Consider the following 19,092-nt stretch of genomic DNA (forward strand, 5'->3'; position numbering starts at 1 on the left):
CCCGTCGATACCGGGTGCAAGCTTCGAATATAGACAGCGATCGAATCAGCGGCCCGGAAGTGGCCGCCCGTCCTGGAGGACATCACCGCCATGACCACCACCGCAGACCTTCCGGTCCTCGTCATCGGCGCCGGCCCCGCCGGGCTGGCGGCCGCCGCGCATCTCGTCGGGCGCGGCATCGAACCGCTGGTCCTGGAGGCCGGTCCCCGTGCCGCAACAGCGGTCCGCGGCTGGTCGCATGTGCGGCTGTTCTCGACCTGGGGCGAACTGACCGACCCGGTCGCCGAGAAGCTCCTGGCGCCCACCGGCTGGACCCGGCCCGACGCGGACACCTACCCCACGGGCGGCGACTGGGCCGAGCGGTACCTCCAGCCCCTCGCCGACGTCCTCGGCGACAAGGTCCGCTACGGCGCCACCGTCACGGGCGTCTCCCGCCTCGGCCGCGACCGGATCGTCGACGCGGACCGGGAGCGGCAGCCCTTCACCGTCCGCCTCGCGCTCGCCGAAGGCGCCGAGGAGCGGATCCTGGCCCGGGCCGTGGTCGACGCGTCCGGCACCTGGTCCACCCCGGGCCCGATCGGCGCCGACGGCCTCCCCGCCCTGGGCGAACACGCCGCCTCCGCCCGGATCTCGTACCGCGTCCCCGACCTCGAGGACCCCGCGGTCCGCGCCCGGTACGCCGGAAAGCGCACCGCGGTCATCGGTTCAGGAGCCTCCGCGTTCACCGCCCTGGCCGGCCTCGCCGACGTGGCGAAGGGCGAGCCCGGCACCCACTCCGTATGGATCCTGCGCCGCGGCATCAGCGGCTCCACCTTCGGCGGCGGCTTTGCCGACCAGCTTCCCGCCCGGGGCGCCCTGGGCCTGGCCGCCAAGGCCGCCGTCGACCACGGACACGCCGACGCCGTCACCGGATTCCGCACCGAAATCATCGAGCCCGCCGACGGCGACCGCTTGACCCTCGTCGACGAGGACGGCCGGCGCCTCGACCCGGTGGACGAGGTCATCGTCCTGACGGGCCTGCGCCCCGACCTGTCCTTCCTGTCCGAACTCCGCCTCGCCCTGGACGAACGCCTCCAGGCGCCGGTGGGGCTCGCCCCGCTCATCGACCCGAACCAGCACTCCTGCGGCACCGTCTACCCGCACGGCCACCGCGAACTGTCCCACCCCGAACGAGGCCTCTACCTGGTCGGCATGAAGTCCTACGGACGGGCCCCCACCTTCCTTGCTCTGACCGGCTACGAACAGGTCCGCTCCGTCGCCGCCGCTCTCGCCGGCGACACCGAAGCCGCCGACCGCGTCGAACTCACCCTCCCCGACACCGGGGTCTGCGGCGGCGCCGGCCTCTTCGACGAACCTGCCGCAGGGCAGGCCGCCGACACCGGCTGCTGTGCCGCTCCGGCTCCGATGCGGATCGCCGGCCCCACCGCGACGGAGGGGCGGGGGTGACGGCTCAGGCGCGGTCGATGTGCACGCTGGTCGACTTCACGCGGGCGGTCGCCGTCATGCCGACCTCCAGCCCGAGTTCCTCGACGGCTTCCCGGGTCAGCAGCGACACGAGCCGGTGCGGACCGGCCTGGATCTCCACCTGCGCCGCCACGTCCCCGAGCTTGACCGCGGTGACGATGCCCGGGAAGGCGTTGCGTGCGGAGGTGTACGAGACCTCCTCCTCGCCCGTGCCGTTCTGTGCGACCTCCACGGAGAACGCGGCCAGGTCGCGGCCGTCGATGAGGCGACGGCCGCCCTCCTCGCGATGGGTGGCGACGCGGCCGGCATCCGCCCAGCGCCGCGCGGTGTCCGGGCTGACGCCCAGCAGTCGGGCGGCCTGTCCGATGGTATAGGTCTGCATATGCGGCACCTTAGAGCATATGAAGTCGCAAATGCAAGTATTATGTGCGTAAGTCTTGGCTGATGCAAACCCGGACTCGCCAGTGGGCCGGGTGGCTCTGCCGGGGTGAGGAATCGGCGCGTGCGCCCTAGGGTGCGAGCCATGGCAGAGAGTGCGGGGCACCGGGGTTCTGCGGGCCGGGATGCGGGCTCCGCCGCCGGTTCGGACACCCCCGACCCCCGGCGGTGGCGGGCGCTCGCGGTCTGCCTGGTCGCGGGCTTCATGACCCTTCTGGACGTGTCCATCGTCAATGTGGCCCTGCCCTCCATCCGGGAAGGCCTGCACACCCCCGAGTCCGATCTGCAGTGGGTGCTCTCGGGGTACGCGCTCGCCTTCGGCCTCTTCCTGATTCCCGCCGGGCGGCTGGGGGACGCCCGTGGGCGGCGCGAGGTCTTCATGGCGGGGCTGGTGCTCTTCACCCTGTCGTCCGCGGCCTGCGGAGCCGCCCAGTCCAGCACCTGGCTGGTGATCGCCCGACTGGTCCAGGGGCTGGCGGGCGGTCTCCTGTCGCCGCAGATCTCCGCGCTCATCCAGCAGATGTTCTCCGGACGGGAACGCGGGAGGGCCTTCGGCATGTTCGGCACCGTGGTCGGCATCTCCACCGCCGTCGGGCCGCTGCTGGGTGGCCTGCTCATCCAGGCGGCCGGGGCCGAGGAGGGCTGGCGCTGGGTGTTCTACGTCAACCTGCCGCTGGGCTTCGTCTGCCTCCTGCTGGCGCGGAAGCTCCTGCCGGACACGCCCTCCGCGGGCCCGGTACGGCTGCGGGACCTCGACCCCCTGGGGATCCTGTTGCTGGGCGCGGGGGTGCTGGCTCTGCTGCTGCCGTTCGTCCAGGCCCATCAGTGGCCGGGCAACGGGAAGTGGCTGCTCCTGGTGGTCGCCGCCGTTCTGCTCGCCGCGTTCGTCGGCTGGGAGTCCCGGTGCGGGCGCCGCGGCACCCAGCCGGTCATCGACCTCAGGCTCTTCCGCGTCCGCTCCTACTGGCTGGGCTGCCTGCTGATCCTGCTGTACTTCGCCGGCTTCACCTCGATCTTCTTCATCACCACGCTCTACCTCCAGAGCGGCCTGCACTACACCGCCCTGCAGGCGGGTCTGGCGATCACCCCGTTCGCCCTCGGGTCCGCCGTCGCCGCGAGTCCGGGAGGCAGACTCGTCGGGCGGTACGGACGTCCCCTCGTCGTCGTGGGCATGGCCACCGTCGCGGTGGGACTGGCCGCCACCGCCCTCGCCGTCCACCTGGTGCCCGGCAGAGGCGCGGGATGGGCGATGGCCGCCCCGCTGCTCCTGGCCGGACTGGGCAGCGGTCTGGTCATCGCGCCCAACCAGACCCTGACGCTGTCGCAGGTGCCGGTCGCCACGGCAGGAAGCGCCGGCGGCACCCTGCAGACCGGCCAGCGCGTCGGCTCCGCGATCGGGATCGCCGCGGTGGGCTCGGTGTTCTTCGCCCAGGTGGGCTCCGCGGCCTGGTCCACCGCCTACGACCACGGGCTCATCGTCTCCGTCGCCTTCGTGCTCGCCGGACTCGTCGTGGCGCTGGCCGATGTGGGCGGGACCCGGCGGGGAAGAAACCGTACACGGCAGTCCGCACCCTCAGCGGCGGACCACTGAGCGGGACCACGAAGGAGACGCGATGAACGACCCCGACGGCACGGCACGGGACGGCAACCGTTCGTACGGGCACAAGCCCTTCAAACGGTCCCGCAGCCACTTCGCCGACCGCATCACCGCCGACGGGCGCGACGGCTGGCCCGTCGAGGCGGACCGCTACCGCCTCGTCGTCAGCCGCGCCTGCCCCTGGGCGAGTCGTGCCCTGGTCTCCCGCAGGCTGCTGGGCCTGGAGAGCGCCCTCTCGCTCGCCGTCGCCGACCCGCTGCAGGACGACCGCAGCTGGCGCTTCACGCTGGACCCGGACGGCCGGGACCCGGTGCTCGGCATCCGCTATCTGAGCGAGGCGTACGACGCGAGGGAGCGCGGATACCCCGGCGGTGTCAGCGTCCCCGCGGTCGTCGACGTCCCCAGCGGCAGGCTCGTCACCAACGACTACCAGCAGATCACCCTGGACCTCGCCACCGAGTGGACCGCCCTGCACCGCCCCGGAGCACCCGACCTGTACCCGGAGCCGTTGCGCGACGAGATCGACGAGGTGATGGAAGGGATCTACCGCGACATCAACAACGGCGTCTACCGGGCCGGGTTCGCCGACGGCCAGGAGACGTACGAGAGCGCCTACGAGGCCCTCTTCCGCCGCCTGGACCAGGTGTCGCAGCGGCTGGCGGACCGGCGCTACCTCGTCGGCGACACGATCACCGAGGCCGACATCCGCCTCTTCACCACACTGGTGCGCTTCGACGCCGTCTACCACGGTCACTTCAAGTGCAACCGCTCGAAACTGGCCGAGGATCCGGTCCTGTGGGCCTACCTCCGGGACCTCTACCAGACCCCCGGATTCGGGGACACCGTGGACTTCCACCACATCAAGCAGCACTACTACCGGGTCCACACCGGCATCAACCCCACCGGCATCGTGCCCGCCGGGCCCGACCTGTCCGGATTCCTGACGCCGCACCACCGTGAGCAGCTCGGCGGCAGGCCTTTCGGTGACGGCACCCCGCCCGGTCCGGTGCCGGCCGGCGAACGGGTGCCGCCGAGCCACCGGCCCTGAGCGGCTGCCCTACTCGGTTTCGTCCAGGCGGTCGGCGTAGTGCTCGATCGCCGGACGGTATGCCTGGACCTGAGGGTCCTCGCTCGTGGCGGCCGCCACCAGGAGCAGTGTCCGTACGGCTTCGCGGGACTCGCCCAGGTTGTACAGCGTCATGGCCAAAAACGTCCGCAGAGCGGCATCCTGAGCGAACTCGTCCAGGCCCCGGCAGAGCACCTCGCGGGCCTCCTCGTAGCGGCCCAGCACCCGCAGCGTGCTGCCGAGTCCGAGGAAGGCCCCGTGGCGGTCCTGCGCCGCAAGTCCGGTTCCGGTCAGCGCGCGCTCGTAGAACGGCACGGCCTCCGCCTCGAGCCCGAGGGAATCGTGCGACCAGGCGGCCTGATAGGCGAGGGCGGCATCGTGCGGATGGCGCGCCGCCAGGCTTACGAGCTCCTCGTGCGCCCGCGGAGTCTTCTCCTCCCGCAGGCGCACCGCCTGTGCCAGTGCCGGGTCCGTCGTCTCGTACTCGCTGCCGGTGCTCATGCTGCGGCACGTTGCCAGGCCGAGCGGAGCACCGCAAACCCGTATGGGGCCAGGGCCCTGTCGAGTCGGCGGCGATCACGAGATATCTTGATGTCAAGCAATGTTGCAGACGTGGAGCGGAGCACAGGGTGACTGACTCGACCATCATCTATACACACACCGACGAGGCCCCGGCCCTGGCGACGTATTCGTTCCTGCCCGTGGTCGAGGCCTATGCCTCGAAGGCCGGGGTCACCGTGGAGAGCCGTGACATCTCCCTGGCGGGCCGGATCATCGCCAGTTTCCCCGACCACCTCCAGGAGAACCAGCGCATCGACGATGCTCTCGCCGAGCTCGGCGCGCTGGCCACGACTCCCGGTGCGAACATCATCAAGCTGCCGAACGTCTCGGCCTCGATCCCGCAGCTGAAGGCCGCGATCGCCGAGCTTCAGGGGCAGGGCTACGCGCTTCCGGACTACCCGGACGACCCGAAGAGCGACGAGGACAAGGACGTCCGCGCCCGCTACGACAAGATCAAGGGCAGCGCGGTCAACCCCGTCCTGCGTGAGGGCAACTCCGACCGCCGTGCCCCCGCGTCGGTCAAGAACTACGCCAAGACCCACCCGCACCGCATGGGCGCCTGGACGGCCGACTCGAAGACGAACGTCGCCACCATGGGCGTCGACGACTTCCGTTCCACCGAGAAGTCCGCCGTGATCGCCGAGCCCGGCACGCTGCGCATCGAGCTCGTGGGCGACGACGGCACCACCACGGTGCTGCGCGAGTCCGTACCGGTCCTCGCGGGCGAGGTCGTGGACGCGGCCGTCATGCGCGTCGCGGCGCTGCGCGAGTTCTTCACCGCGCAGATCGCCCGGGCCAAGTCCGAGGACGTGCTCTTCTCCGTCCACCTCAAGGCCACGATGATGAAGGTCTCCGACCCGATCATCTTCGGTCACGTGGTCCGCGCCTTCTTCCCGAACACCTTCGCCAAGTACGGCGACGTCCTCGCCGCCGCCGGCCTCAGCCCGAACGACGGCCTCGGCGGGATCCTCAAGGGTCTCGACTCGGTGGCCCACGTCGGCGCCGAGATCAAGGCGTCCTTCGAGGCCGAGCTCGCCGAGGGCCCCGCCCTGGCCATGGTCGACTCCGACAAGGGCATCACCAACCTGCACGTCCCCAGCGACGTCATCGTCGACGCCTCCATGCCGGCCATGATCCGCACCTCCGGCCACATGTGGGGCCCGGACGGTGGCGAGGCCGACACCATCGCCGTGCTGCCGGACAGCAGCTACGCCGGTGTCTACCAGGTCGTGATCGACGACTGCCGCGCGCACGGCGCCTTCGACCCGTCGACCATGGGCTCGGTGCCCAACGTCGGTCTGATGGCGCAGAAGGCCGAGGAGTACGGCAGCCACGACAAGACCTTCGAGATCCCAGCCACGGGCACCGTGCGGGTCGTCGACGCCGCCGGCAACGCCGTGCTGGAGCAGACCGTGGGCGCCGGTGACATCTTCCGGATGTGCCAGACCAAGGACCTGCCGATCCAGGACTGGGTCAAGCTCGCCGTCACCCGCGCCCGCGCGACCGGCAACCCGGCCGTGTTCTGGCTCGACGAGGACCGCGCCCACGACGCGCAGCTCATCGCCAAGGTCAAGACCTACCTGGCCGACCACGACACCGACGGTCTCCAGATCGAGATCCTGACCCCCGAGAAGGCCACCGCCTTCTCGCTGGAGCGCATCCGCCGCGGCGAGGACACCATCTCGGTGACCGGCAACGTGCTGCGTGACTACCTCACCGACCTGTTCCCGATCCTGGAACTCGGCACCAGCGCGAAGATGCTCTCCGTCGTGCCGCTGATGAACGGTGGCGGTCTGTTCGAGACGGGCGCAGGCGGCTCCGCGCCCAAGCACGTCCAGCAGCTCGTCAAGGAGGACTACCTCCGCTGGGACAGCCTGGGCGAGTTCCTCGCCCTCGCGGTCAGCTTCGAGCACCTCGCGCAGACCACGGACAACGCGCGCGCCCAGGTCCTGGCCGACACGCTGGACCGCGCGACCGCCACGTTCCTGAACGAGGACAAGTCGCCCAGCCGCAAGCTCGGTGGCATCGACAACCGCGGCAGCCACTTCTACCTCGCCCTGTACTGGGCCCAGGAGCTGGCGAAGCAGACCACCGACGCTGACCTCGCGACGGCGTTCGCCCCGCTCGCCAAGACCCTGGCCGAGCAGGAGCAGACCATCGTCGGTGAGCTGATCGCGGTCCAGGGCAAGCCGGCCGACATCGGCGGCTACTACCAGCCCGACCCGGCCAAGGCCGCAGCCGTCATGCGCCCGTCGGCCACGTTCAACCAGGCGATCGCGAGCCTCGTCTGATGTGACTCGGGCGCAGGACCGGCGGGCCCGCACCTTCGCCCCCGTCCGTACGCCCGGTGACTGATGCTCCGCCCCGGCCGACCTTCCGTCGAGCCGGGGCGGAGCTGTTTTCGGCGACGTCCGCGCGCGGCCCGGCCGGCGGTGGACCGGGGGACGCCCTGACGAGTGAAAGTGCTGCCGTTGCGGGCGCCGGGCAGCCCTCGGAAGGCCCGTGGCTGGTTTGCTGCAACCGGAAACGCGCGCGACGCGCGGGAAGGGCCGTTCGGCCGACCCGCCGGAGCGGCGCCACGCCGGGTGCGCGGTCCACCCGCGGATGACAACCGAAGGAGCGTCCCTGTGACGACGACGGGCACAGCAGAGCCGACGGAAGAAGAGGAGTCGTACGCCAACGAGCTTCCGGTGCACGGCAAGGAGCCGGGAAACGTCGTCATCAAGTGGCTGACCACCACGGACCACAAGACGATCGGCTCGCTGTACCTGGTCACCTCGTTCGCGTTCTTCATCGTCGGCGGCCTGCTCGCGCTCGTCATGCGCGCCGAGCTGGCTCGTCCGGGCACCCAGCTCGTGTCGAACGAGCAGTTCAACCAGGCGTTCACCATCCACGGCACGATCATGCTGCTGATGTTCGCGACGCCGCTGTTCGCCGGATTCACCAACTGGATCATGCCGCTGCAGATCGGCGCGCCCGACGTGGCGTTCCCGCGGCTGAACATGTTCGCGTACTGGCTCTACCTCTTCGGCTCCCTCATCGTGGTGGCCGGCTTCCTCACCCCGAACGGCGCGGCCGACTTCGGCTGGTTCGCCTACTCCCCGCTGACGGACGCCGTCCGCTCGCCCGGGATCGGCGGCGACATGTGGATCATGGGGCTGGCCTTCTCCGGCTTCGGCACGATCCTCGGCTCGGTCAACTTCATCACCACGATCATCTGCATGCGCGCGCCCGGCATGACGATGTTCCGTATGCCGATCTTCGTCTGGAACGTCCTGCTGACCGGTGTGCTGGTCCTGCTGGCCTTCCCCGTACTCGCCGCCGCGCTCCTGGCGCTGGAGGCGGACCGGAAGTTCGGCGCCCACGTCTTCGACGCGACCAACGGCGGCGCGCTGCTCTGGCAGCACCTCTTCTGGTTCTTCGGCCACCCGGAGGTGTACATCATCGCGCTCCCGTTCTTCGGGATCGTCACTGAGATCATCCCCGTCTTCAGCCGGAAACCGATCTTCGGCTACATCGGCCTCGTGGCCGCGACGATCTCCATCGCCGGCCTCTCCGTGACCGTGTGGGCGCACCACATGTACGTCACCGGAGGCGTGCTCCTGCCGTTCTTCTCCTTCATGACGTTCCTCATCGCGGTGCCCACCGGGGTGAAGTTCTTCAACTGGATCGGCACGATGTGGAAGGGCTCGCTGTCCTTCGAGACACCGATGCTCTGGTCCATCGGCTTCCTCGTCACCTTCCTCTTCGGCGGTCTGACCGGTGTCATCCTGGCCTCGCCGCCGATGGACTTCCACGTCTCGGACTCGTACTTCGTGGTCGCGCACTTCCACTACGTCGTCTTCGGCACCGTGGTGTTCGCGATGTTCGCCGGATTCCACTTCTGGTGGCCGAAGTTCACCGGCAAGATGCTGGACGAGCGGCTCGGCAAGATCACCTTCTGGACCCTGTTCGTCGGGTTCCACGGCACGTTCCTTGTCCAGCACTGGCTCGGTGCCGAGGGCATGCCCCGTCGTTACGCCGACTACCTCGCCAGTGACGGCTTCACCGCGCTCAACACGATCTCGACGATCTCCTCGTTCCTGCTCGGCCTGTCGATGCTGCCGTTCCTCTACAACGTGTGGAAGACCGCCAAGTACGGCAAGAAGATCGAGGTCGACGACCCGTGGGGCTACGGCCGTTCGCTGGAGTGGGCGACGTCCTGCCCGCCGCCGCGGCACAACTTCGTCACGCTGCCCCGGATCCGTTCCGAATCCCCGGCGTTCGACCTGCACCACCCGTCCGTGCGTGAGCTCGACGAAGCCGCCAACCGTCATGACCGCTCCGCGACGGTGGCACCCGGGGACAACCAGGCGTGAGCAGGACGGCCGGCGGAGAGGAGAAGCGCATGGGTCCCGACCGTGACAAGGACACCGCCCGCGGACTGGCCCAGATGGAGGGCTATCTGCTGTGGAACGCCGAGGTCGAGGAGGCCCGCCGGCGCGCCCGTCGCTTCACGGACGAACTTCCGTGGCTGACGACGGCCCAGCGCGAGGACGTGGAACGGGTCTACACGGCGGACCGGGCCGCAGCCTCGCGGGCGATGCTCGTGCGCGTCTCGGTCCGCGCCGCCGAGCTGCGCGGCGAGTACAGCGAGCGCTATCGCAGGCTCAGGGCGCGCTGCGTCGCCGCCGCGGTGGTCGCGAGCACGGCGGGAGGCGCCTGCACCGCCTGGACGTACCTGGCCAGATGACCCCGGAGTCGTCCGTTCTGCCCGCTCAGCAGGCGGACTCGCGCCCGTCTCGTAAAGATGAGAGGTGACGGACGCGTGTGACGGGGCAGGCGAACGGACGACCGTGCAGACCCCGAGAAGGGACGAACACTGTGGCACGACCCAGGATTCTCGTTGTCGGAGCCGGATTCGCCGGGGTGGAGTGCGTACGCCGTCTGGAGCGCGGGCTCCGCCCGGGCGAAGCGGACATCGTGCTCGTCGCGCCGTTCTCGTACCAGCTCTATCTGCCCCTGTTGCCGCAGGTCGCCTCCGGCGTCCTCACCCCGCAGTCGGTCGCGGTGTCACTGCGACGGAGCAGCCGGCACCGCACCCGCATCATTCCCGGCGGGGCCATCGGAGTGGACCCCAAGGCGAAGGTCTGCGTCATCCGCAAGATCACCGACGAGATCGTCTACGAGCCGTACGACTACATCGTGCTCAGTCCGGGCAGCGTCACCCGCACCTTCGACATCCCCGGCCTGCTCGACAACGCCCGCGGCATGAAGACGCTGGCCGAGGCGGCGTACGTACGTGACCACGTGATCGCCCAACTCGACCTCGCGGACGCCAGCAGCGACGAGGAGGAGCGGGCTTCCCGGCTGCAGTTCGTGGTGGTCGGCGGCGGATACGCGGGCACCGAGACGGCGGCCTGCCTCCAGCGCCTCACCACCAGCGCGGTGAAGCACTATCCACGGCTCGACCCGAAGCTGATCAAGTGGCATCTGATCGACATCGCCCCGAAGCTGATGCCCGAACTGGGCGACAAGCTGGGCGAGAGTGCGCTGAAGGTGCTGCGGGAACGCGGCATCGAGGTGTCCTTGGGCGTCTCGATCGCCGAGGCGGGCGCCGACAAGGTGACCTTCACCGACGGCCGGGTACTGCCCTGCCGCACGCTGATCTGGACGGCCGGTGTCACCGCGAGCCCGCTCGTCACCACCTTCGACGCGGAGACGGTGCGCGGGAGGCTTGCGGTGACCCCCGAGATGAACCTGCCCGGCTACGACGGCATGTTCGCCCTCGGGGACGTGGCGGCCGTGCCGGACCTCGTCAAGGGCGACGGCGCGGTCTGCCCGCCCACCGCCCAGCACGCGATGCGTCAGGGCCGCAGGCTCGCCGACAACCTGCTCGCGACCCTCCGGCACCAGCCCATGCGCCCGTACGTCCACAAGGACCTCGGACTCGTCGTGGACCTCGGCGGCAAGGACGCCGTGTCCAAGCCGCTCGGCATCGAGATGCACGGGATGACGGCCCAGGCGGTGGCCCGCGGCTACCACTGGTCGGCGCTGCGGACCAATGTGGCCAAGGCCCGCGTCATGGCCAACTGGCTGATCAACGCGGCGGCGGGCGACGACTTCGTCCGTACGGGATTCCAGTCCCGCAAGCCCGCGACCCTGCGGGACTTCGAGTACACGGACAGCTATCTCAGCCCGGAGCAGGTCCGCGAGCACACCGCCTCGCTGAACGCCCGGCTGAAGTGAGCCGGGGCCGGGGCGCGTCAGGCCGACGGCACCGTGGTGCGGATCAGGCGCAGGAACGCGGCGTTGTCCCCGGTGTTCCGGATCCGGTCCAGCAGTGTCTCCAGGGCAGTCTGGGCGTCCCGGGAGTGCAGGGCCCGGCGCAGTCCTCGCACAGCGGCCAACTCATCTGCCGGGACGAGGAGTTCGTCGCGGCGAGTGCCGGAGGCGGCGATGTTCACCGCCGGGTGGATCCGCTTCTCGGCCAGTGAGCGGTCGAGCCGCAGCTCCATGTTGCCGGTGCCCTTCAGCTCCTCGAAGAAGTACTCGTCCGCCCGGGAGCCGGTCTCGACGAGTGCCGTGGCCAGAATGGTGAGCGAGCCGGCCTCCTCGGTGAGGCGCGCGGCACCGAAGAGCCGCTTGGGGCCGGTCAGCGCGGCGGCGTCCACACCACCGCTGAGGGTGCGTCCGCCGTTGCCCGCGGCGTTGTTGTGGGCCCGGCAGAGCCGGGTGAGTGAGTCCAGCAGGATGACGACGTCACGGCCCTGCTCCACGAGCCGCTTGGCGCGTTCGAGGGCGAGGTCCGCGAGGGCGATGTGTTCCTTGGCCGGCCGGTCGAAGGTGGAGGCGTAGACCTCGCCGCGAACCGAGCGGCGCATGTCGGTGACCTCCTCGGGGCGTTCGTCGAGGAGCACCACCATCAGATGGGACTCGGGATGGTTCTCGGCGACGGCGGCCGCGATCTGCTGGAGGAGGACCGTCTTGCCGGTCCTGGGCGGCGCGACGATGAGCCCGCGCTGTCCCTTGCCGATCGGGGCGACCAGATCGACGATGCGCGTCGAGGGACCCCCGGACGGTGTTTCCAGGTGCAGACGCTGCCGGGGGTGGAGCGGGGTGAGGTCCCGGAAGTCGGGGCGGCCGCGCAGCGCCTGCGGGGCGAGCCCGTTGACGCGTGTGACGGTGCTCAGGGCGCCGCGCCGCTCGCGGAGACCCTCGACGGCGTCGCCCTTGCGCAGGCCGTACCGGCGGACGAGGGCCGAGGGCACCTGTATGTCGCCGGGGGCCGGGTGGCCGCCGGGGGAGCGCAGGGAGCCGTGCCCCTGTTGCGTGAGGTCGAGGATGCCGGCGGCGGCCGTGGTGGCCGCGGGCCGGGTGGTGGATACGGGGTTTTCGAGTGTGGTGGTCATGCGGGGTGGTCCTTTCGCGGACATGCGAATGAAGGGGCCCGGAAGAGACAGGGGCGGAGAAATCACGCCCCGGACGACGGGCAGGGAAGACCGGCGGGAAAGAGTCCGTACCGGACTGGAGAAGCAATGCGATGAAGCTGGATCGCCGGTCGGAAAGGACGGGCGCATCAGCGGGTGAAGGTGAATCGGTACCGGAGCCTGAAAGAGAGGCGTACACATGTACCGATTGCAATGTAGCACGGCCGCAGGGCTCCGGAGGCCGATGTGATGCGGCCGACGTGTTCATCCGGGGCCGTAACCCGTTGCGGCAGGGGAGCGGGGGGTGGTTTGGTACTCCGGGCCCTTCCTCCCCTCCCGACTGCGGAGTCACCTTGCCGATACACCTCACCGCCCTGACCGATCCCGACCGCGACGCGGGCGGCTACCGCCTGGTGTGGCTGGCGTCCGACGAAGAGGGAGCGCCCGTCGGATCGGCCTTCCTCCGGGTCTTCACCCGGGAGGGTCAGGACCATCTCGCCGAACTGGAACTCCATGTGCATCCGGCGGAACGCCGCAAGGGCACCGGCTCCCAACTGCTCGACGCGGCGGTCCGGGGAGCCCGGGAGCACGGCCGGCGTTCCGTCGTCGCGCAGACCGAGGCCGGTACCCCGGGAGACCTGTTCCTGCGGGCCAGAGGGGTGCGCAGGGTCCTCGCCCTCACCTACGCCCGGCTGGCGCTGGGGAAGGCGGACACCGCGGCCCTGACCGCCATCATCCGGGAACCGCGTCCGGGCTACCGGCTGGAATCCTGGGACGGCATCGTCCCGGAACCGCTGGCACACACGTTCGCCGCGTCGCGCCGCGCGATGGACGACATGCCCATGGACGACACCGACTACGGCACCGTGGCCTGGGACGTCGACCGGGTCAGGGCCGTCGCGCGGGCCGTCACGGACCGCGGCGACCACATTCACACGGTGGCCGCCGTCGACGAGGGCGACGGCTCGATCGCGGGCTTCACGGAACTCGTGGTGCCGGGTGACGGACAGGGCGACGGGCAGCACTACGGGACGGGCGTCCTGCCCGAGCACCGGGGACACGGCCTCGCCCGGTGGATGAAGGCCGCGGCCATCCTCGGGGCCCGTGAGCGCCATCCGGACCTGGGCGGCCTGCTCGCGGACACGGCCGACAGCAACACGTACATGCGGCGCATCAACGACGCGTTCGGATACGAGCCGACGCACCGTTCGTTCGAGTACCAGCTCGACCTCTAGGGCCTAGCGGGTTTCGCGCCCGGTCGCCGGACCCGGTCCCCGGAACACCTCCAGGATCTGTTCGGCGGCCAGGGTCGCAGGCAACGAGCCCTCCCGTACGCGCAGTTCGAGTTCCGGCGCGCGTGCCCGCACCCCGGGATGGCTGCGCAGGCTCTCCAGGAGTTCGTCCCGCACCATCGTCCAGGTCCAGTCGACCTGCTGCTCACTCCGCTTGGCGGCGAGGCGGCCCGTCGATTCGAGCAGCGTCCGGTGCTGCTCCAGCCGCTCCCACAGGGTGTCCAGACCGCTGGACTCCCGGGCGCTGCAGGTCAGCACCGGCGGAGTCCACGCCGCGTCCACCGGGTGCATCAGCCGTAGCGCACCCGCCAGTTCACGCGCCGCGGAGCGGGCATCACGCTCGTGCGGACCGTCGGCCTTGTTCACCGCGATGGCGTCCGCCAGCTCCAGCACACCCTTCTTGATGCCCTGGAGCTGGTCACCGGTGCGGGCGAGCGTCAACAGCAGGAACGTGTCGACCATGTTGGCGACGGCGGTCTCCGACTGACCGACGCCGACCGTCTCCACGAGCACGACGTCGTAACCCGCCGCCTCCATCACCACGATGGACTCGCGGGTCGCCTTCGCCACTCCGCCGAGCGTGCCGGCGGTGGGGGAGGGGCGGACGAACGCCGCGGGGTCCACCGCGAGCCGCTCCATCCGGGTCTTGTCGCCGAGGATGGAGCCGCCGGTGCGGCTGGAGGACGGGTCCACGGCGAGTACCGCGACCCGGTGCCCGAGCCCGGTGAGCATCGTGCCGAGGGCGTCGATGAACGTGGACTTGCCGACGCCGGGCACCCCGCTGATGCCGATGCGCCGGGCGTTGCCCGAATGCGGCAGCAACTCGCGCAGCAACTGCTGGGCCAGCGCCCGGTGGTCGGGGCGGGTGGACTCGACGAGGGTGATGGCGCGCGCGATGTGCGCCCGCTTCCCGTCGAGTACCCCCTTCACATAACTGTCGAGATCGATCTTCGGAGCCATCGGTTCAGCGGCTCACAGCTCGTGGCCGAGTGAGGCGCCGAGTCGCGTCACCAGGTCGTGGGCCGCGTCCGGGATCACCGTCCCGGGCGGGAACACGGCAGCGGCGCCCGCCTCGTGCAGGGCCTCGATGTCCTGCGGCGGGATGACCCCGCCCACCACGATCATGATGTCCTCGCGGCCCTCGGCCGCGAGCTCCTCACGCAGCGCGGGGACGAGGGTGAGGTGGCCGGCGGCGAGGGAGGAGACGCCCACGATGTGCACGTCCGCCTCGACCGCCTGCCGGGCGACCTCGCCCGGCGTCTGGAACAGCGGGCCGACGTCCACGTCGAAGCCCAGGTCGGCGAAGGCGGTCGCGATGACCTTCTGGCCGCGGTCGTGGCCGTCCTGGCCCATCTTGGCGACCAGGATGCGCGGACGGCGTCCCTCGGCCTCCTCGAACGCGTCGACCAGTGCCCGGGTGCGGTCCACGGACGGCGACTCCCCTGCCTCGTTGCGGTACACACCGGAGATCGTACGGATCTGGCCCGCGTGCCGGCCGTAGACCTTCTCCAGGGCGTCGGAGATCTCGCCCACGGTCGCCATCGCGCGTGCGGCGTCGACCGCCAGGGCCAGCAGGTTGCCTTCCAGCCCGGGGCCCGGGTCGCGGCCGGCCGCCTCCGTGAGGGCGTGCAGGGCGTCCTGGCAGGCCTGCTCGTCGCGCTCCTCGCGCAGCCGGCGCAGTTTCTCCAGCTGCTGGGTGCGGACGGAGGAGTTGTCGACCTTGAGGACGTCGATCTTCTCGTCGGTCTCCACGCGGTACTTGTTGACGCCGATGACCGGTTGGCGTCCGGAGTCGATGCGGGCCTGGGTACGGGCCGCCGCCTCCTCGATGCGGAGTTTGGGGATGCCGGCGTCGATGGCCTTGGCCATGCCGCCCGCCGCCTCGACCTCCTCGATGTGCTGCCAGGCCCGCCGCGCCAGGTCGTACGTCAGCTTCTCCACGTACGCGCTGCCGCCCCACGGGTCGATGACCCGGCCCGTGCCGGACTCCTGCTGGAGCAGGAGCTGGGTGTTGCGGGCGATGCGGGCCGAGAAGTCGGTCGGCAGGGCGAGGGCTTCGTCCAGGGCGTTGGTGTGCAGGGACTGGGTGTGGCCCTGGGTCGCGGCCATCGCCTCCACGCAGGTGCGGGTGACGTTGTTGAACACGTCCTGCGCGGTCAGCGACCATCCCGACGTCTGCGAATGGGTGCGCAGGGACAGGGACTTGGCGTTCTTGGGCTCGAACTCCTTCACGAGCTTGGCCCACAGCAGGCGGGCCGCCCGGAGCTTCGCGACCTCCATGAAGAAGTTCATGCCGATCGCCCAGAAGAAGGACAGCCGCGGCGCGAACGCGTCGACATCGAGACCCGCGTCGCGTCCGGCCCGCAGGTACTCCACCCCGTCCGCCAGGGTGTAGGCCAGCTCCAGGTCGGCCGTGGCCCCGGCCTCCTGGATGTGGTAGCCGGAGATGGAGATCGAGTTGTAGCGCGGCATCTTCTGCGACGTGAACGAGAAGATGTCGGAGATGATCCGCATCGAGGGCTTCGGCGGATAGATGTAGGTGTTGCGGACCATGAACTCCTTCAGAATGTCGTTCTGAATGGTCCCGGCCAGCTTCTCGGGCGCGACGCCCTGCTCCTCGGCGGCCACGATGTACAGGGCGAGTACGGGCAGCACCGCGCCGTTCATCGTCATCGACACCGACATCCTGTCCAGCGGGATGCCGTCGAACAGCTGACGCATGTCGTAGATCGAGTCGATCGCGACACCGGCCATGCCGACGTCACCGGTCACCCTCGGGTGGTCGCTGTCGTAGCCGCGGTGGGTCGGCAGGTCGAAGGCGACCGAGAGACCCTTCTGCCCGGCCGCCAGGTTACGGCGGTAGAAGGCATTGGACTCCTCGGCCGTGGAGAAACCCGCGTACTGCCGGATCGTCCAGGGCTGGTTCACGTACATCGTCGGGTACGGGCCCCGCAGATACGGCGCCACCCCCGGATACGTACCCAGGAAGTCGATGCCCTCCAGGTCCTGCCCGGTGTACAGCGGCTTGACGGCGATGCCCTCCGGGGTCTCCCACAACAGGTCGCCGTCGGAGGTCCCGGAGGACTCCTTGACCGCGGCACGCCACTGGTCCTCGGTCACCTCGGCGCCGCCGCCCGGCCCGAGCTCGATGTCGGAGAAATCGGGGATCCGCATTACGCCACACCCATACGGTCGAGAACGGAAGAGAGCACGGCCACCACGTCACATCCGGCGAAGACGTACTCGTCGACGCCCGGGTACGCGCCGGGCCGTCCCGCCAGGTACACCCGCTGCGCACCGGCAGCGACGAGCGCCTCGGTGATCTCACCGGCCTGCTCGGCGTAGAGCGCGTCACTGGAACACAGACACACGACGTCCGTTCCCGCTGCGGCGAGGGCCGCCGCGGCCGACGAGGCGTCCACCCGGACCGGCTCGTGGACGGGTTCGATGCCGCCCGCCTGGAACAGGTTCGCGGCGAACGAGGCGCGCGTGGTGTGTGCCGAGGCGGGGCCGAGCGCGGCGAGGAAGACCCGGGGCCGGGTACCGGTCGCCGCCAGATGGGCGTCCGAACGGGCGCGCAGTGCCTCGAAGGCCTCGTCGCGGCGGACCACCGGGAGGCCGCCACCCCCGGTCGCGGCCGGCGGCACCGGCTCGCGCTCCACCGTGCGTTCCGCGAGCTGCGGGAACTCGCTCACGCCGGTGATCGGTTCCTTGCGCCGCGCCAGGTCCTTGCTGCGCGCGGCCCAGGTGGCCGCGATCCGGTCCGCGAGCATGCCCGAGCCGAGCGCCGCGGCCTGACCGCCGGCCCGCTCGATCTCCTGGAAGAAGGCCCAGGCGGCGTCGGCGAGTTCGTCCGTCAGGCGTTCCACGTACCAGGAGCCGCCCGCCGGGTCGATGACCCGGGCCAGATGGGACTCCTCCAGCAGGATCGTCGACGTGTTGCGGGCGATGCGCCGGGCGAACGCGTCCGGGAGGCCCAGCGCGTGGTCGAAGGGCAGCACGGTCACGGCGTCGGCGCCGCCGACGCCTGCGCCCAGACAGGCCAGCGTGGTCCGCAGCATGTTCACCCACGGATCGCGCCGCGTCATCATCACCGGCGATGTCACCGCGTGCTGGCGCTGCGCCCCGGCCTCCGGCGCCCCGCAGACCTCGGCGACCCGCGCCCACAGCCGGCGCGCGGCCCGCAGCTTGGCGATCGTCAGGAACTGGTCGGCGGTGGCCGCATACCGGAACTCCAGCTGGGCGCAGGCCTCGTCCACCCCGAGTCCCGCGTCGGTCAGCGCGCGCAGATAGGCGACGCCCGTGGCCAGCGAACTGCCCAGCTCCTGCGCCGACGAGCCCCCCGCCTCGTGGTACGGCAGCCCGTCCACGGTCAGCGCCCGCAGCCCGGGATACCCGGCCGCGCAGTGCTTCGCCCAGCGCACGGCGGACGTCAGGTCCGCCTCGTCGCCGGTGCGGGCGGCGCGCCCGAGCGGGTCGGCTCCGAGGTTGCCGCGCACCGCGTCAGCCGGGAGCCCGCGCTCCTGATGGAGCCGGAACAACTCGGTTGCTGTGGCGTCGAGTTCGTCCCCGGCGTCGAGTACGAGCGGTGCCAGATCGAGGTGGACGCCCTCCAGCGCCCGCGCCAGACCGGAGACCGGCACACCGCCGGCGCCCCCGACGGTCAGCCACAACGAGGTGGCGCCGTTCTCCAGGTCCCCGAGCACGGACTCGTTGAGCCGTACGGGATCCGTCGACGCGTGCCGCTGCCGTACGCCCCAGCCGCCCGCCGTACTTCCCTGCGGTGTGCTGCCGCGGGTGAAGGGGGCGAAGCCCGGGAGACCGACATCGGGCGCGTCGTCGCGCGAGGTGTAGAGGGGGCGCGTGATGAGCCCGTCCTCCACCGTGGTGGACAGTGCTTCCTCGGCGGCCGAACCCGAAACGTCCTTGCCCGACTTGCGCAGCACACCTTCGACAAGGCTCTGCCACTGCTCGTGGGCGGGATCAGGGAATTCGGCGGCCAACGAAAGCCCGTCAGCAGGCTGGACCGTCATGCCCAGATGCTAGGGCAGGTCCCGGACAGGCAGCAGAGGCTCGGCCTGTGACCTTGCCCTCTCTCCGAACGCATTTGATCCTTTACGTACGGTCGCGTAGTGCGGCGGCCGTTTTCGTCGAATGGCGGACTCCCTCGCAGCCCGGAAGATCCTGGCGGACGCCGGTTGCCGGCAGCCGTTGTCGCTGCGCACCCTCCGGCCGGTGATGATTTGCCACAGTGCGGCGATAAAT

14 protein-coding genes are annotated in these 19,092 nt (G+C 70.4%); 8 read left to right on the plus strand and 6 right to left on the minus strand.

The window, feature by feature from the left end; all coding sequences use genetic code 11:
* Window positions 1–90 precede the first annotated feature (90 nt).
* Window positions 91–1,446 carry an NAD(P)-binding domain-containing protein gene (locus tag OG959_RS37260; protein ID WP_326665708.1) on the plus strand — a complete coding sequence of 452 codons (1,356 nt, stop codon included), beginning with the start codon at window positions 91–93 and terminating at the stop codon, window positions 1,444–1,446.
* A 4-nt stretch (window positions 1,447–1,450) separates the two neighbouring features.
* Here the strand turns inward: OG959_RS37260 and OG959_RS37265 are convergent, their stop codons facing one another.
* Window positions 1,451–1,846 (minus strand): TOBE domain-containing protein, encoded by a 396-nt coding sequence (locus OG959_RS37265; protein ID WP_326665710.1) that lies wholly within the window; start codon window positions 1,844–1,846, stop codon window positions 1,451–1,453.
* A gap of 141 nt (window positions 1,847–1,987) precedes the next feature.
* Here OG959_RS37265 and OG959_RS37270 point away from each other — a divergent pair, with 141 nt between their 5' ends.
* Window positions 1,988–3,493: an MFS transporter gene (locus tag OG959_RS37270; protein ID WP_326665712.1), complete on the plus strand. Its 1,506-nt coding sequence runs from the start codon at window positions 1,988–1,990 to the stop codon at window positions 3,491–3,493.
* Window positions 3,494–3,515: 22 nt separating this feature from the next.
* Complete coding sequence (locus OG959_RS37275) at window positions 3,516–4,547, plus strand: glutathione S-transferase family protein (protein WP_326665713.1); 1,032 nt, start codon at window positions 3,516–3,518, stop codon at window positions 4,545–4,547.
* A gap of 9 nt (window positions 4,548–4,556) precedes the next feature.
* On the opposite strand, the gene OG959_RS37280 is transcribed toward OG959_RS37275, so the two are convergent.
* The gene (locus OG959_RS37280; RefSeq protein ID WP_326665715.1) at window positions 4,557–5,066 is read right to left on the minus strand and encodes a tetratricopeptide repeat protein; all 510 of its coding nucleotides are present in this window, start codon (window positions 5,064–5,066) and stop codon (window positions 4,557–4,559) included.
* A gap of 128 nt (window positions 5,067–5,194) precedes the next feature.
* Between OG959_RS37280 and OG959_RS37285 the strand changes: the two genes are divergently transcribed.
* The 4 genes from OG959_RS37285 (at window position 5,195) to OG959_RS37300 (ending at window position 11,354) form a co-directional block, all read left to right on the plus strand.
* Window positions 5,195–7,417, plus strand: a complete 2,223-nt coding sequence (locus tag OG959_RS37285; protein WP_326665716.1) for an NADP-dependent isocitrate dehydrogenase — start codon at window positions 5,195–5,197, stop codon at window positions 7,415–7,417.
* A gap of 336 nt (window positions 7,418–7,753) precedes the next feature.
* Entirely contained in the window at window positions 7,754–9,484 is a 1,731-nt protein-coding gene (gene ctaD, locus OG959_RS37290) for an aa3-type cytochrome oxidase subunit I (protein ID WP_326665717.1), read from the plus strand.
* Between the two features lie 29 nt (window positions 9,485–9,513).
* Window positions 9,514–9,858, plus strand: a complete 345-nt coding sequence (locus OG959_RS37295) for a hypothetical protein (RefSeq protein WP_326665718.1) — start codon at window positions 9,514–9,516, stop codon at window positions 9,856–9,858.
* A gap of 131 nt (window positions 9,859–9,989) precedes the next feature.
* On the plus strand, window positions 9,990–11,354 hold the full coding sequence (locus OG959_RS37300) for an NAD(P)/FAD-dependent oxidoreductase (RefSeq protein WP_326665719.1): 1,365 nt from the start codon (window positions 9,990–9,992) through the stop codon (window positions 11,352–11,354).
* Window positions 11,355–11,371: 17 nt separating this feature from the next.
* Here the strand turns inward: OG959_RS37300 and rho are convergent, their stop codons facing one another.
* Window positions 11,372–12,541, minus strand: a complete 1,170-nt coding sequence (rho, locus tag OG959_RS37305; protein WP_442805709.1) for a transcription termination factor Rho — start codon at window positions 12,539–12,541, stop codon at window positions 11,372–11,374.
* Between the two features lie 347 nt (window positions 12,542–12,888).
* On the opposite strand from rho, the gene OG959_RS37310 reads away from it, so the two are divergent.
* Window positions 12,889–13,770 carry a GNAT family N-acetyltransferase gene (locus OG959_RS37310; protein WP_326665721.1) on the plus strand — a complete coding sequence of 294 codons (882 nt, stop codon included), beginning with the start codon at window positions 12,889–12,891 and terminating at the stop codon, window positions 13,768–13,770.
* Window positions 13,771–13,773: 3 nt separating this feature from the next.
* On the opposite strand, the gene meaB is transcribed toward OG959_RS37310, so the two are convergent.
* The 3 genes from meaB to mutA are packed head-to-tail and all read right to left on the minus strand — an operon-like array spanning window position 13,774 to window position 18,860.
* On the minus strand, window positions 13,774–14,787 hold the full coding sequence (gene meaB, locus OG959_RS37315) for a methylmalonyl Co-A mutase-associated GTPase MeaB (protein WP_326665722.1): 1,014 nt from the start codon (window positions 14,785–14,787) through the stop codon (window positions 13,774–13,776).
* A 12-nt stretch (window positions 14,788–14,799) separates the two neighbouring features.
* Entirely contained in the window at window positions 14,800–17,001 is a 2,202-nt protein-coding gene (gene scpA, locus OG959_RS37320) for a methylmalonyl-CoA mutase (RefSeq protein ID WP_326665723.1), read from the minus strand.
* Entirely contained in the window at window positions 17,001–18,860 is a 1,860-nt protein-coding gene (gene mutA, locus OG959_RS37325; RefSeq protein WP_326665724.1) for a methylmalonyl-CoA mutase small subunit, read from the minus strand. Before mutA ends, scpA begins: the two co-directional genes overlap by 1 nt.
* Window positions 18,861–19,092: the final 232 nt, after the last annotated feature.

It is taken from the genome of Streptomyces sp. NBC_00385, from assembly GCF_035917155.1.
GTDB classification, from domain to species: Bacteria; Actinomycetota; Actinomycetes; order Streptomycetales; family Streptomycetaceae; genus Streptomyces; species Streptomyces poriferorum.

Bases quoted from the DNA above. Each gene is read 5' to 3' on its own strand.
- mutA (WP_326665724.1), bottom strand. From the start codon at position 18,860: ATGACGGTCCAGCCTGCTGACGGGCTTTCGTTGGCCGCCGAATTCCCT.
- OG959_RS37295 (WP_326665718.1), top strand. From the start codon at position 9,514: ATGGGTCCCGACCGTGACAAGGACACCGCCCGCGGACTGGCCCAGATG.
- OG959_RS37280 (WP_326665715.1), bottom strand. From the start codon at position 5,066: ATGAGCACCGGCAGCGAGTACGAGACGACGGACCCGGCACTGGCACAG.
- OG959_RS37265 (WP_326665710.1), bottom strand. From the start codon at position 1,846: ATGCAGACCTATACCATCGGACAGGCCGCCCGACTGCTGGGCGTCAGC.
- OG959_RS37275 (WP_326665713.1), top strand. From the start codon at position 3,516: ATGAACGACCCCGACGGCACGGCACGGGACGGCAACCGTTCGTACGGG.
- meaB (WP_326665722.1), bottom strand. From the start codon at position 14,787: ATGGCTCCGAAGATCGATCTCGACAGTTATGTGAAGGGGGTACTCGAC.
- scpA (WP_326665723.1), bottom strand. From the start codon at position 17,001: ATGCGGATCCCCGATTTCTCCGACATCGAGCTCGGGCCGGGCGGCGGC.
- rho (WP_442805709.1), bottom strand. From the start codon at position 12,541: ATGTCCGCGAAAGGACCACCCCGCATGACCACCACACTCGAAAACCCC.
- OG959_RS37270 (WP_326665712.1), top strand. From the start codon at position 1,988: ATGGCAGAGAGTGCGGGGCACCGGGGTTCTGCGGGCCGGGATGCGGGC.
- OG959_RS37260 (WP_326665708.1), top strand. From the start codon at position 91: ATGACCACCACCGCAGACCTTCCGGTCCTCGTCATCGGCGCCGGCCCC.